12 protein-coding genes are annotated in these 14,103 nt (G+C 64.2%); 7 read left to right on the top strand and 5 right to left on the bottom strand.

Annotation, left to right across the window (positions count from 1 at the left end; translation table 11 throughout):
* The first annotated feature begins 193 nt into the window (after positions 1-193).
* The 4 genes from G5C50_RS07585 to G5C50_RS07600 all read left to right on the top strand — a co-directional run bounded on the left by G5C50_RS07585 (position 194) and on the right by G5C50_RS07600 (position 4,927).
* Entirely contained in the window at positions 194-2,332 is a 2,139-nt protein-coding gene (locus tag G5C50_RS07585) for a sodium:solute symporter family transporter (protein ID WP_206107615.1), read from the top strand.
* Between the two features lie 154 nt (positions 2,333-2,486).
* Positions 2,487-3,242, top strand: coding sequence for an adenylate kinase family protein (locus G5C50_RS07590; RefSeq protein WP_165067282.1), 756 nt, complete (start codon positions 2,487-2,489; stop codon positions 3,240-3,242).
* Between the two features lie 96 nt (positions 3,243-3,338).
* A complete protein-coding gene (locus G5C50_RS07595) occupies positions 3,339-4,343 on the top strand; it encodes a family 43 glycosylhydrolase (protein WP_165067285.1) in 1,005 nt (334 codons plus the stop codon).
* Positions 4,344-4,498: 155 nt separating this feature from the next.
* Positions 4,499-4,927, top strand: a complete 429-nt coding sequence (locus G5C50_RS07600; RefSeq protein WP_165067288.1) for a TIGR03067 domain-containing protein — start codon at positions 4,499-4,501, stop codon at positions 4,925-4,927.
* A gap of 188 nt (positions 4,928-5,115) precedes the next feature.
* On the opposite strand, the gene G5C50_RS07605 is transcribed toward G5C50_RS07600, so the two are convergent.
* Positions 5,116-6,132 (bottom strand): formylglycine-generating enzyme family protein, encoded by a 1,017-nt coding sequence (locus G5C50_RS07605; protein WP_165067291.1) that lies wholly within the window; start codon positions 6,130-6,132, stop codon positions 5,116-5,118.
* 985 nt (positions 6,133-7,117) lie between these two features.
* Here G5C50_RS07605 and G5C50_RS07610 point away from each other — a divergent pair.
* Positions 7,118-7,906, top strand: coding sequence for a YiiX/YebB-like N1pC/P60 family cysteine hydrolase (locus G5C50_RS07610; RefSeq protein WP_165067294.1), 789 nt, complete (start codon positions 7,118-7,120; stop codon positions 7,904-7,906).
* A 30-nt stretch (positions 7,907-7,936) separates the two neighbouring features.
* Here G5C50_RS07610 and G5C50_RS07615 read toward each other — a convergent pair whose 3' ends face one another.
* On the bottom strand, positions 7,937-8,542 hold the full coding sequence (locus G5C50_RS07615) for a hypothetical protein (protein ID WP_165067297.1): 606 nt from the start codon (positions 8,540-8,542) through the stop codon (positions 7,937-7,939).
* 132 nt (positions 8,543-8,674) lie between these two features.
* Between G5C50_RS07615 and G5C50_RS07620 the strand changes: the two genes are divergently transcribed.
* Both G5C50_RS07620 and G5C50_RS07625 read left to right on the top strand, forming a co-directional pair.
* On the top strand, positions 8,675-9,079 hold the full coding sequence (locus G5C50_RS07620) for a hypothetical protein (protein WP_165067300.1): 405 nt from the start codon (positions 8,675-8,677) through the stop codon (positions 9,077-9,079).
* 61 nt (positions 9,080-9,140) lie between these two features.
* The gene (locus G5C50_RS07625) at positions 9,141-11,720 is read left to right on the top strand and encodes a DUF4132 domain-containing protein (RefSeq protein ID WP_165067303.1); all 2,580 of its coding nucleotides are present in this window, start codon (positions 9,141-9,143) and stop codon (positions 11,718-11,720) included.
* 20 nt (positions 11,721-11,740) lie between these two features.
* Here the strand turns inward: G5C50_RS07625 and G5C50_RS07630 are convergent, their stop codons facing one another.
* From G5C50_RS07630 to G5C50_RS07640, 3 genes are all read right to left on the bottom strand, one after another.
* Entirely contained in the window at positions 11,741-12,202 is a 462-nt protein-coding gene (locus G5C50_RS07630; protein WP_165067306.1) for an MOSC domain-containing protein, read from the bottom strand.
* Between the two features lie 69 nt (positions 12,203-12,271).
* Positions 12,272-13,171, bottom strand: coding sequence for a spermidine synthase (locus G5C50_RS07635; protein ID WP_165067309.1), 900 nt, complete (start codon positions 13,169-13,171; stop codon positions 12,272-12,274).
* A gap of 63 nt (positions 13,172-13,234) precedes the next feature.
* Positions 13,235-13,933 carry a class I SAM-dependent methyltransferase gene (locus tag G5C50_RS07640; RefSeq protein ID WP_165067312.1) on the bottom strand — a complete coding sequence of 233 codons (699 nt, stop codon included), beginning with the start codon at positions 13,931-13,933 and terminating at the stop codon, positions 13,235-13,237.
* Positions 13,934-14,103 lie beyond the last annotated feature (170 nt).

Here is a 14,103-nt window from a genome sequence, read left to right on the forward strand (position 1 = left end):
TAATAGTATCAGGAGATCGCCGGACGTCAACAATCCTCCCCGGTTTCTCCCCGATTTTTTCTCAGAGGGCTCTCGGCGGGTCCTTGCGTCGCCTCCTGGGCCCTTCTACCATGTCGGTCGATTCTCATAAGTCGTGCTGCATCTCTTGAATCGTCAGCGCCTGCGGCGAGGCGGGTGCGTGGGGAGGCTGCTCGTGACGTCGGTTCCTCTTCTGGCCGCGGCCGCCCCTTTGATCTCGATGGGCCCGCTGGACGTGGCGATCATCGCCATCTACTTCGTCGTCGTGCTGGGGATCGGCTTCTATCTGAAGAAGTACGTCAGCACGGGCGAGGACTTCTTCATGGCCGGCCGGAAGATGACGGCCTGGATCGCGGGGTTGAGCTTCATCTCGGCGAACCTCAGTTCGCTGGAGACGATGGGCTGGTCGGCGATGGCCTATCAGTACGGGATGCTGGGCGCGCACGCCTACTGGTTCGGGGCCGTGCCGGCGATCCTGTTCCTGGCCGTGGTGATGATGCCCTTCTATTACATCTGCAACACGCACTCGGTTCCCGGCTATCTGAAGCTGCGGTTCGACGAGAGGACGAGTGCGCTGGCGGGGATCTCGTTCTCGTTCCTGACCGTGCTGGTGAGCGGGGCGAGCATGTTCGCGATGGCGAAGATCCTCAACCTGCTGCTGGGCTGGGACATGAACGTCAGCATCTGGGTCTCCTCGCTGACGGTGGCCGTGTACGTGACGCTCGGCGGCCTGATCTCGGCGGTCTTCAACGAGGTCTTGCAGTACTTCCTGATCTGGTTCGGGTCGTTGCTGATCCCGATCCTGGGTCTGATCGACGCCGGCGGCTGGAGCGGGCTGGTCCAGAAGATTGAGCGTAACGTGCCGGTGATCCATCCCACGGTGGCCAACGCCAACTTCACGAGCCTCTGGCAGAACCTCGGCTCGTTCGACGCCAACCCGATGGGGGTGGACTGGATCGGCATCGTCTTCGGCCTGGCGGTCGGGGTGGGGTTCGGCTACTGGTGCACCGACTTCCTGCAGGTGCAGCGGGTGATCGTGGCCAAGGATCTGCGAGCCGCTCAGAACGGGACGATCATCGGCGCGGCCTTGAAGATGTGCGTGCCATTGATCGTCACCCTGCCAGGACTGCTGGGGCTGGCGGTGCTCTTGCACTCGGACGGATCGCCGATGGTGCTCGTCTCCGAGGCCGACCCCCGGGCGAACATCACGCATCGGACGTACAACGACGTGCTTCCTTTATTAATGGGAAGATATCTTGGCCCCGGGCTGCTGGGACTTGGCGTAACGGCGATGATCGCCGGGTTCATGTCGGGGATGGCGGGGAACGCCAGCGCCTTCGCGACGGTCTGGACCTACGACGTTTACCGGACGCTGATCCGCAAGAACGCCAGCGACGCTCACTATCTGGCGATGGGGCGGTGGTGTTCGCTGCTGGGGATCATGATGTCGGTGGGGACGGCGTACTCGCTGTTCTACTTCTCGAACATCCTGGAGTTCCTCCAGGTCCTGATCTTCTTCTTCATCGTGCCGCTGTTCGGGGTGGTCATTCTGGGGATGCTCTGGAAGAAGGCGACGCCGACCGGGGCTTTCGTCGGTTTTCTGACGGCCATCCTGGCGTCGATGGCGATGTGGGCCTTCGTCCACACCTTCCCCGACGGCCACCGACCCTCGCCAACCGCGTTCCTCGACCCCGGCGCGGTGGTGCGGGTCGAGAAAACGGGCGAAGGCGACGCGGCGGTCATCCATCGCGTGATCGTCGAAAAGGGGACCGTCCGGACGACCAACGTCCCCATCGAGGCGCCCGGCGAGACCCCGTGGGCGGCAGGAGACAAGACGCTGGAGAAGGAGGCCGCCGCGCCTTCGAAGGTGACCGAGAAAGACAAGACGGTCCCCGTTCGCCTGATCGCGCCCGGCGTCACCCTGGCCGACTCGAATGCCGCCGACAAGTTCGGCGCGGAGGGGGCGGACGTGGTCTTGAAGCCGGGAGTGCGGGTGGTGGCCTCGGACGTGACGCAGACCTTCAATCCGGCCGAGTTCAACCCCGCTCACGCGAAGTACATCGCCCGGTCCGAGAAAGCCAAGCCGATGGCGGTCAACGTCTACAGCTCCATGTGGACGCTGCTCATCTGCATGTCGGTCCTGATTGTCGTAAGCCTGTTTACGACCCCCAAGCCCGAATCTGAGTTGCACAACCTCGTTATGGGCCTCACCCCCCTGCCCGACGACGGACCCGCCCCGTGGTATCGGTCGCCGAAGCTCTGGGCGAGCGTCGTGGCCATCGTGCTCGTCGCGCTGAACATCATCTTCTGGTGACGCCGGCCGATTTCGTTGGTTTCGACGATTTCGACGAAACCAACCGCTGCAATCGCCGAATCAGATGGATCTAGCGTCCAACCGCCTCTAGACTGGAATCAAGTTCCCAGGGGTCCCGACAAAGCGACTCCGGGACGTAATCGAGGCGAGAGGCATGAGCGAGCACAACGATCGGGCGGCGTGGTTTCAGGGCGGCGAAGCCCATTGCAGCGTAAAGCCGGAGGCTCGGAAGCGGGCGTATCGGTTGGTTTTGCTGGGTCCGCCGGGGGTAGGCAAGGGAACGCAGGCTGAGTTGCTTTGCCACAAGCTGGGAACCTGCCATCTCTCCACGGGCGACGTTTTCCGGGCGGCGGCCTGCCAGGATCACCCGAGCCCGGCGCTCCAGACGGCCCTCGCCGCGATGAAGCGGGGGGATCTGGTGTCGGACGGGTTGGTCGTGACGATGGTCGAGGAGCGATCGGTCTGCCTGTCGTGCTGCGGCGGGTTCCTGCTGGACGGGTTCCCCCGGACGGTCATGCAGGCCGAGGCACTCGACGAATTGCTGGACGAACAGGGGGTGAAGCTCGACGCGGTCCTCTCGTATGAGTTGCCGCTGTCGGAGATCGTCGATCGCCTGAGCGGTCGGCGGACCTGCTCGAAGTGCAAGGCTGTCTACCACGTCACGGCTCGGCCTCCCCAAAAGGAGGGCGTCTGCGACGCCTGCGGCGGCTCCTTGATCCAGCGAGAGGACGACCGGCCGGAGTCGATCCGGGTCCGGATGAAAGCCTACGAGGAGAGCACCCGCCCCCTGGCCGACTATTACGAGAAGGACGGCCGCCTGATCCGCGTATCGGCCGACGGAAAGCCGGAGGAGATCCTGGAGCGGTCGATCCAGGCGCTGGAGGAGCGGACGGTGGCGGTGCGGAGTTGAAGATGCGAGGCTGATTCATGGCGAAAGGCGGGCGGGTCGTCGGTCGCTCGCCATTCGCGTCAGGTCGAGGTGAAAGCCCTCAACCCGAAGGACGCCATGAAAACTCGCTTCATTTTCGCCGTCGCGTTATTACCCCTGGATTTCTGGAATGAGGCCGTTGGACAGGAGACGCCGACGACGGCCGCCGTCCACGCCGCAGTGGCCGCGCCGCGGCCGATCCTCGACGGTTTCACCGCCGACCCGTCCATCCGGGTGTTCGGGGACACGTATTACGTCTACCCGACATCCGACAAGCCGAACTGGCTGACGACGGATTTCTCGGTCTGGTCTTCGAAGAACCTGATCGACTGGAAGCGTGAGGGGCAAATCCTGGACGTCACCAAGGACCTGGCCTGGGCCCGGATCAAGGCGTGGGCCCCCGACTGCATCGAGCGCGACGGCAGGTACTTCTTCTACTTTTGCGCCGAGGGGATGATCGGCGTGGCGACGAGCGACCGGCCGACGGGGCCGTTCAAGGACGCGCTGGGGCGTCCGTTGATTCGCAAGGGGGGGAAGGTCGACGTCCACCAGACCATCGACCCCTTCGCCTTTATCGACGACGACGGTCAGGCCTACCTCTATTTCGGCAACGGTCCCTTCGCCCAGGTCTTCCGGCTGAAGCGAGACATGATCACCCTGGACGGCGACCCGACGCGGATCCCGCTCAAGGAGTTTCGCGAAGGCATCGTCGTCTTCAAGCGAAACGGCAAGTATTACTTCATGTGGTCGGTCGACGACGCCCGCAGCCCGGACTACCGCGTGGGTTGGGGCGTCGCCGACACCCCCTTCGGCCCGGTCCAATCGCCGACCGAGGGCTTTATCGTTCTGAAGAAGAACGGCCCGGCCGTCGGCACCGGGCATCACGGCGTCGTGAACGTCCCGGGGACGGACCGCTGGTACGTCGCCTACCACCGACACGCGATCCCCAACGGCAGCGGCTATCAACGAGAAGTCTGCCTCGTCCGCATGGAGTTCAACCCCGACGGCTCCATCCGCCCGATGGACCCGCTGTCGAACCCGTTCCCGCCTGGCTCCCTGGGTGAACCGATCTCACGACCGTAGAGAAGATAGGACCAGAACAACTCCTTCATCCGATCGCCTACTCCTTCTCTCTGGGAAAAACGGGCTGGCACCGAACGCTTTCAGATCAAAGACTCAAACTGATTTCTGGGACGTGCTCACGGCACGCATTCCTACATTCTTTGGAAGACTCCTCTATGTCTATTTTGCTGTCGGCCTTCGTCGCGATGCTGCTCATCGATCCAGAACCGTCTGAAAAGAAGGATCTCGACGCGATCCAGGGGACTTGGAGTGTCGCCTCAATGGAAAACGAAGGCCGGAAGCAGCCCAGGAATCCGCTCTTCCCCGTGAAGTTGATCTTTGAGAAAGACGAGGTCCTGGCGCAGGCGGGCCGGAGGCAGCCGGAGACACAGGGGACCGTCAAACTCGATCCAAAACAGACGCCGAAACACTACGACTTCAAGACGCTGGGAGGCGTCGTCGTCCCTGGGATCTATGAACTGGATGGCGACGCATTCAAAGTCTGCCTGGGAAGCCCGGGCGACCGACCGTCGACGTTCGCCACCCAACCCGGTGATCGACGGACCTTGATCGTCTACAAGCGAGAGAAGCCGCCGCAGAAGTGATGCTCAGGATGCCAAGCCCAGGGAATCTCAGGGTCATCGGTCAAGCTTCCACAGCCGTTTGAAAACGCGAACCAGGCCGATCAGAACTTGTCGAGACCGCCACAAGCCCGGGCATTTGGGGGTCATTAAAGGCATGTCATGACGGTCCTCCGTGGGGAGGGCATGTGGCCGGAGGGACTTCCTCGCGTTCAGGGGCCGACCAGCGCCAGAACCACTCGAAAGCCCAGGCCGGAGCCGCGCTGGTCGGCCTTTCCCGAGCCTCGCGACGTCGAGAGGCACATGGAACCCCAGTTGTGCCAGCAACCGCCGCGCATCACCCGGTCTGGCGAGTCGGAGGTTTGGAGCGGGTCCACGCCTCCCGAAGGCTGCGGGAGGTAGCCGTCGAGGCACCATTCCCAGACGTTGCCGTGCATGTCGTGGAGGCCCCAGGCGTTGGCGGGGTAGCGGCCCACCGGGGTCGTCTCGCGGAGATAGGGGCCGGCGGGCGCGCCGTTGACGGGCCGGGAACCGTCGAAGTTGGCCTGGGTGCTGCTGGGCTGGTCGCCGAAGGCCGTGGCCGTTGCGGTTCCGGCTCGGCAGGCGAACTCCCATTCGGCCTCGGTCGGCAGCCGATATTCCCACCCCGGCTCGAGCCGACCCGCGCGGCGCTCGGACTCGGTGAGTTTGCGACAGAACTCCTCGGACTCGGCGTGGCTGACGAAGTAGATGGGATGGTCGGGGCCTTCGCCGACGTGGTCGCGCGTGGTGCCGTCCCCGACGGGGCGGGGCTGGGTCGGGTCCTTGGCCCGCTGCTCGCGCAGGGTCGCCCCCATGACGCTTTGCCACTGGGCCTGGGTCACCTCAAACTTGCCCATCCAGAAGCCGTGACGAAGAGTCACCTCAACGGGAATGGCGACATCCCGAAATCGACCCAGTTGGTCCGGGAGCCGCCCCATCTGGAAGGATCCGGGAGGACACCAGCAGAACCTCATCCCCAGCCCGTTGTCGTCCCGCTCCCTCCCAGCCCGGGGCAGGTCGTCGGGGTTGATGCGAACGGGCGGCCCTTCCGGGGGGCGCAGCGCCGGTTTCGCCACCGGGGTGGGTGCCTCGTCGCCCCGCGGGAAAGTCGCCCGCAACCGGTCGACCAGATAGAGCAACGCCAGAACCGCCGCCGCGGATGCGACAACACCCTTCAAAAGAGGAAGCCGTCCGATGGGGTGCTTCACGGTAACGCTCGAAGAGCCGAGAACGGTCGGAAGCCAGGGATCGATTCCGGGATCCTACCGCTTCCCGCTGAACGGCTGTAGGGACAGGCGTACCCGGTCGAAGGCTGCGGCAGCTCCGATGGGGAGGACGGCGATCCAAAATTTCGACCGCCCGTCCGCCGCCAGCCCAATCGCTCTCGTCGCCCCAATCCGAATTCTCGTCCCACCAACCCGATCCTGCGCCATGTTATTGGATAGAGGACGATCTTTCACAATTCGTGATGCGGTGTTGAAGCGAGGCAGTCGATGCGGCCTCGGCCCGAGAGGAAAATGGTCGAACGAACCCGCCGTCAGGGGCGACCGCGCTGACTCAAATCGCTTTCAACAAACAAGTTGCGTATCATGAACCGATCGTCGTCGAAAGCGAGGGAAGCCAATCGAAGCCGGGACTCGGGGAGGATCTGCGGCAAGTCGACCACAACCGTCGAGCGGCCTACGACGAACCTTCCCCCTGGCATCGACGAAGGGAGTGAAGAGTCTTCTCTCGCGGAGGTCTTGGTCGACAGGCCGGCCTCTTCACTCGGAGGGGCTCGAAAAAGCGTCGAACGAACCCAATTTTGGATCCGTAAACCACGCTCCAATCATGACTTGCGGATTCTGGGCGGATTCATCCTCGACGAACGAAGCCGGCGGCGAGCGAGGCCGGCTTGATTCTTGCGAAAGGGAGGAGGACGCGCCCGGAAATCCTCGTGGGTTACGATCCAGAGGGGCGTCGAAGGGGGCGGTGCAGTCGCGTTATGGAAACGACGGCGCACCCCAGTTTTCCCATGTGATATAATCCTACGTATTGGACGTCGACGCCGGCGTCACTCGTCGGCCTTCCGGCACGTTTTCCAAAAAACGCGCGGGTGCGCCGCCGCGATCCAATACACCGGAGATTGGCCCCATGGTTACCTTTCTGCTTCTCGTCGCTCCATGGATTCTGAACCCACCCGAGGAGCGGGAGATGACGGAACGAATGGTCCCCGCCGGCTTCCACGGCAATTACTGGGGACCCGCGGCCACGGAGGCCCGTAAGGATGGTCGTCTACCGAAGATCACGCTGACCCCTCAAATGCAGCGCTGGGATGAATGGGGTCGGAAAAACCTCCGGAGCGGCGACATCGTCTTCCGCCTTGGAGACGCTCGGGTGGCGAAGGGCTGGTTTCCGATGAGCCGGTTCCTGGCCAATGCCAGTAACAGTAAGTTCTCACACACGGGCGTGGTGTCGGTCGAGGACGGCGAGCCGTTCGTTTACGACACCACGCGGACGAGCGTCGCCCGCCAGCCGTTCTGTGTGTGGATTCTGGACAACGTCGGGCATTTCGGGGTCAAGCGGCTGAAGCCGGAATACCGGTCTCAGATCCCGCAAGTGGTCGACTATGTGCACGACGTGTTTGAAAAGCAGGTTCCGTTCGACTACGAGCTAGGGCTGGACGACAAGGCCCTGTACTGCATCGAGTTGACCGAGAAGGCGTTCCGTCACGCCGGGCTGAAGCTCTCCGACCCGATCCGGCTGGGCGACATGGAACGCGCTGCGGAGTTCCCTGTGCAGATGATCGGGATCGCGCAGGCCTCGCAGTTCGCGCTCAAGAGCCCGCTGACCTTCGAGCAGGAGGTCTTCTTCCCCGGCAACGAGCGGCACGGGATCTGGTCGTCCGACAAGCTCCAGGTCGTCGTTCCGCCCACGTTCACCCCGGGCTATCCGTTCATGGCGGACCACGGCCTGCCCCAGGACGTCGCTTCCGCGAACTGATCTCAGCCGAATCCTGGGAGGGGCCGTCCATCACCCGACGACGGCTTCTTCCCTTGGATTCAGGGCCGAGCCGGGCGCTCGACGTCGAGCCCCCTGCTCCAGCAGCGCCAGGGCGATCAGTCCCTGGATCGTCAGTTCGGCCCAGGTGTTGATCCTCGTCCCGGCCACGAACCGGAAGAGGAGGGCGTCGACGTTGTGCCACGACGTCGCCCGGATCGCGTAGAAAGCCAGCAGCAGGAGCACCGGCGCAAGGATGACGAGATCGCGACGGGATTCCCGGCCCGTGGCGAGTCGACGGACCATGAGCACGCCCAAAGCGGCTGCGACGATAGAGGCGGCGATGATGCCGACCTGGACCGGGCCTCGAAAGTGATACCACTCCTCGTGGATCGCCTCTTGCCTCAGCAGGTCCGTCAGCGCCCCTTGGGCGTCCACCAGCTTGCCCGCCCCCAGAACCGCGAAGAGGATCATCAGGCCCGGCCATAGCCACGAGCCGGAAGGCCTCCGAAGTCCGTCGCGCCTCCAGACCCAGAGGGCCAGGCCGACCAGGACCAGATAGGCCAGCGCCACGAACCAGGGGCGGATGAACGAGCGACTCGGCTGATCCACGGCGATCAAGGCGAACGATACCAGCAAGATCGGCGTCCTCAAAGCGAAGTAGGTTCCGTCCAGTCGGCGACCGAGGCCGTCGCGAATCGCCCCGGACGGACCTATCCTAGGCTAAATAAGCACCTGGAATCGACTCCAACCCAACCGGGAGGTCCATCCATGGCCGCCACCCTCACCATCCGCGACGAAACGCCCGCCGGCGCAGTCTCGGACGCCTGGTCCCTGGAATTCCTGACCGAGACCATCACCGTCCGCGACCTGATCCGCGAGCGCGTCTACCAGGAAGTCCAGGACTACAACCTCAAGCGCAACTCCACGGCCCCCTACCGAGGCCTCGTCCAACCCGAAGGCCTGGAGAAGGCGCTGAATGCCCCCAAACCGGCCGACGCGTTCCGCCCGATCGACTGGAAGAAGCAGTACGAGAAAGCCGTCGAGGCGTTCGAGACCAACCGCATCCTCATCCTCATTGACGACAACCAGGCCGAATCCCTCGACGAAACCTTCACCATCGGCCCCGCGACGGCCGTGACCTTTTTGAGGCTGACGCTGCTGGTCGGGGGATGATCAAAGGACGGGGAGGTACAGTCGGTGGATTCCTTCCTTGGCGATTCCGTTGGAGGCGATCATGGGCAGGGCTGACTTGAGATCGCCTGACGAGTTGGACGAGTTGATCGAGACGCTTCTGAGCGAGAAGCCGACCGGCAAGTACGAAAACAGCTGGTACGGAATCGAACTGGCTGACCTTGAGAGCGGGAAGCGGCTTATCGCCCTGGATCGCGAAGCGCAGGCCAAGGCCGTCGATCGCCTCGTGGAACGCCTCATCGACGTCGATCAACGCACCTTGATGCTGGCGAAGGCGGCTGCTCGCTCAGCGGTATTCTTGATGAGCCCTGAGCAGCGAGAACTCAACGAGGAGCGGAGGCTTCTCCTCCTGGGCCTCGTCGCCCTGATGCGTCGCAGGCTCCCGTTCTCCGAGGAAACGGTCGTCGCTCTGTTGAACTGGATCGCTCAATACCCCGATCCCGGCCCACATACTCACCCCCTCGGGGCGATTGCGAAGGCCGTCGAGAATCTGAGTGGCGGCTCTTCGCCGGGAGAGAAGGTCAAGCACGCTGGCCAGGCCGCCGTGAATCGTCTGAAGACGCAGGTCGTACTCAACTCCGATATTCGCAAGCCTCTCGGAGAGCTGGTGAGACTGATCTCCGACGACGAACCGATCCAGATCGAGCCCGGCGAGGGCTGGTCCGACGCCGCACTCGCCGACCTCGCTTCCATGTCTCCGGAGCTACGGTCGGCCTGGACCGTCCTGCTCGCGACCTGTCAGCAGGGGGGCACGGGGAGCAAGCCGACGGCGAAGTGGATCAAGTCGGTCAAACCGCTGATCGAGGCCATCGGTCGGGATGAATTCCGCTCGAAGTTCATCCGTTGGGGAAGACTGGTCGGGAAGAACCCGCCAAGCCTGGACAGGCACCCGTCGGAATGGTCGTCGCCCTATGACAATCCGGTCATCCCGCCGCACGTCGACCTCTGGAAAGGCCTCGCCTGGTGCGCGGGGCTCGAAGCCGACCGAGAACTCGCAAGAGCGTTAGGCGCACTGGCGCGTTCGGCCTATGACCTGCGAATCCTCGCGCTGGGGACCGCCGTCGCGACGGCCCTCGGGATGATGCCTGGACTGGACGCGATCGGCCAACTTGCCGTCTTAAAGCTCAAGGTCAAGCTCCCCGCCGCCCAGAAGCAGATCGAAAAGGCCCTGTCCGCGGCCGCCGAACGCGAGAAGCTTCCACGAAGCGAGATCGAGGAGTTGGCCGTTCCGACTTACGGCCTGACCGAAGTCGGCCGCCGTGTGGAGACGTTCGGGGATTACACGGCCGAGATCGTCGTCGAGGGCCCCGACGCTCACCTGCGATGGAGCAAGGCGGGCAAGCCGATCAAGTCGGTCCCGGCCGCGTTGAAGAAGGAGCACGCGGAGGAGGTCAAGGAGTTGCAGGCCGCCGTCAAGGACGTGGGCAAGATGCTCACCGCCCAGCGCGAGCGGATCGACGGCCTCTTCCTCGCTCGCAAGTCCTGGCCGTTCGCGGCCTGGCGGGAACGGTATCTGAACCACCCCCTCGTCGGCGGGATCGCGCGAAGGCTGATCTGGGTTTTCGAGGACGACGGCAAGCCCGTCGCCGGCGCGTGGCTGAAGGACGGGATCGTCGGCGTCGACGACGCGGCGATGGAGGGGCTTGGCGATTCGACGAGGGTCTCGCTCTGGCACCCGATCGACAGGACCGTCGAGGAGGTGTCGACCTGGCGCGACTGGTTCGACCGCCATCAGGTCCGCCAGCCCTTCAAGCAGGCGTATCGCGAGGTCTACGTCCTCACCGATGCCGAGCGGAACACACGGGTGTACTCGAATCGGTTCGCCGCCCACATCCTCCGGCAGCACCAGTACCACGCCCTCTGCGCCGCCCGGGGATGGCGGAACCGGCTTCGGATGATGGTGGACGACTCGTATCCCCCGACCAGCCGCGACCTCCCCGAGTGGGGCCTCCGCGCCGAGTTCTGGGTGGAGGGGATCGGCGACAACATGACCGACTCCGGAGCGTACGCCTATCTGAACACCGATCAGGTCCGGTTCTACGAGATCGCGGCCCCTCAGGTGGAAGCCCACGCCGGCGGCGGAGGGTACTCGGCGGGTTGGAGACAGGCCCAGGCCGAGCCCGTTCCGCTCGACCGCATTCCGCCGCTGGTCCTCAGCGAGATCTTCCGCGACGTCGACCTGTTCGTCGGCGTGGCGAGCGTCGGCAACGACCCGAACTGGTCCGACGGCGGCCCCCAGGGACGCCACGTCGACTACTGGCAGAGCTACAGCTTCGGCGACCTCAACGCCAACGGCAAGACCCGCAAGGATGTGCTGGAGCGCTTGATCCCTCGGCTGAAGATCGCGTCCCGATGCTCGTTCAGCGACAAGTTCCTGGTCGTCCGCGGCGACATCCGGACCTACAAGATCCACCTGGGGAGCGGCAACATCCTGATGGAACCGAACGACCAGTACCTCTGCATCGTCCCCAAACGAAGCACGCCCGAACCCCAGGGCCAGGGCGTCTTCCTCCCCTTCGAAGGAGACAACGTCCTCTCCATCATTCTCAGCAAAGCCTTGATGCTCGCCGATGACAAGAAGATCACCGACGCCACCATCACCAGCCAGATCGGCCGGAAATGAGGGACGGAAAGGCCTCGGCCTCATTCATTCTCAACGACGATCGCATCTCCGACGCGGATCTCCCCCCCTTCGAGCACGTCGGCGCCGATCCCGCAACGGCGGCCGAGGTGCTTGAAGATCGCGACCTTCCCGGAGGTCTGCACGATGTGCATGCACGGCGGCCAGGGCTTGCGGCCGTACAGGACCACCCGTTCGCCGATCCGAAAGCGTCGACCAACCAGAGAGGTCAGGTCGACCCCGAGCGTGACGAGGTTCCGCCGCAGGTCCATCGGCTCCAACCCCTCGCCGCCCGGCGCATCGAAGGGCTCGCGTTCGATGAGCGTCACCTGGGCGTCCCACTCGGCCATCCCGGAATAGAAGCCCTGGCCCGTCGCATAGCGGTCGCCGACGATCCCGCGACCTGCCAGCACCTCGACCGCCGGGTGGTCGCCCACGGGCGAGCCGCTGGCTGGGGATGTGAGAATCGCGACGATCCGGCCCATCGCCCTTCCCTCGGATGCAGTTCAAGCGGAAGACCGCCCAAGAAAACCGGCCTACGAGCGGGGGGACCCTCAACGCGACTGAAGACCACCGACCATCGGGTGGAACAGGAACGGGGCGTTGAAGCGGGCGTCGAGTCGGTCGGTTTCCTCGTCGATGGCGGCCTCGTCCCACTTCTTCTGGGAGGTGGAGGCAACGACGACGAATCCCTCGTATCCGGTGAGTCGGAACACGTAGGTGTTCGGGAAGACCTTCTTGATGGTCCGAATGTCCTGGTTGATATCCGGGTGGGGGTTGAGGTTGAAGACGACGACGCCGTCGGGGTTGAGCCGCTCACGCACGATCGTGTCGTAGAACTGCTCGGTCTTCAGGTGCCTGGGCACCCCGACCAGGTCAGTACCGGCCGAGGGGCGGAGAAAGGCGTCCATGTAGATGACGTCGTACTTCTCCTTCGCCTCCTTCAGGTAGAGCAAGCCGTCGCCCACCTTGACGTCGACGTTCCCCTCGGTTCGGACCCCGAAGAAGCGATCGGCGACGCTGACGACCAGGGGGTCGATCTCGACGACGTCCACCTTGAGGCTGGGATCCTTGGCCTTGAGGAAGTGGACCATCGCCCCGCCCCCAAGCCCCACGATCAGCGCCCGCTTGGGCTGGGGGTTGAAGACGTAGCTGAGGAACATGAAGCGGGTGTACTCGACCAGCAGGTCGTCGGGCCGGCTCAGGTCGACCTTGCTCTCGACGACGTGCTGGCCGTTGGCCCGGACGAACCAAAGCGTGCGGACGTCGCCGTCGCGCGTGACCTTCATGTGCGAGTACTTCGACTTCTGATCAAGGAGGGGCTGACCGGGAACCTGCCCCATCGCCACGTGGATCAAACCCGTGGAGACGATCGTCGCCGCGATCACCAGCCCCAACGCCAGGACGCCTCTCGCTCCCAGCGGGACCTTCCGCGAGATCGAACTCAAAACCATGGGATGCTCCTCAATCGTCGGCGACGACGCCTGTCGACCTCGACCCAGATTCCGCTCCTGGGATTACGACCGGCGAGTATACCAGGCGCGGATGAGACCGGTCTGGAGGAACTGGATCGGCGGCTCGAATCCGCCGGCCGAAATGACGGCCCCGACCTCGTCCGGAGGGAGCACGGCCACATCCCGGTCATAGGCCGCTTGCATCTTCTCGATGGCCTCGGGAGTAAGGTCTCCGTCCCGCATCACCCGAAACCAGACGTCGCGCAGGCTCTGGTAGGCCGACGGGTTCGTGGCGGACGCCAGATCCGAGTCGATCAGCAACCCGTCAGGGCGAAGCCGATCGGCGATCCCTCGAAAGAAACCGATCCGCGCCTCGCGATCCAGGATGAACTGCGAGACGAGGAGACACGTGGCCGCGTCGAACGGCTCTCCCGGAGGGAGCGTCTCGAGGTAGCCCTCGTGGAACTCGCAGCGGGCGGCGAACCCGCGTTCCTCGGCCTTACGGCGGCAGACGTCGAGCATCGGCCCCGACGGCTCGACCGCGACGAATCGCCACGTTGGGAAACGCTCGGCCAGGTAGATCAGTTCCGGGCCCGTCCCCGCACCGACGCACAAGATCCTCGCGTCGGTTTTCAATCCCGAAAGCACCGCCCCGATGAGGAGGTGGAGGGCGTCCCTCAGCGGGGCCATCCTCGACCACTGCTGGTCATACCCCGAAGCGCGCTTCTGGTCGAAGACCTTTTGAAGCTCTTCCCGTTCCATGGGCCTTCCAAAGTGCGAGTCGCCGAGGTCGGTTCCGGAACCTCTCCCACGCTCCTGGCGCGAGGCGACGGATCTGTTGAGACCATCGAGCGAGGCGATCTGGCGTTCGGCGACAGCTCGATTCCGGTAGACAACCGGAGAGTGGCCGTCATCGCCGCAAGCGGCGGGCT

It is taken from the genome of Paludisphaera rhizosphaerae (genome assembly GCF_011065895.1).
Taxonomy (GTDB): domain Bacteria; phylum Planctomycetota; class Planctomycetia; order Isosphaerales; family Isosphaeraceae; genus Paludisphaera; species Paludisphaera rhizosphaerae.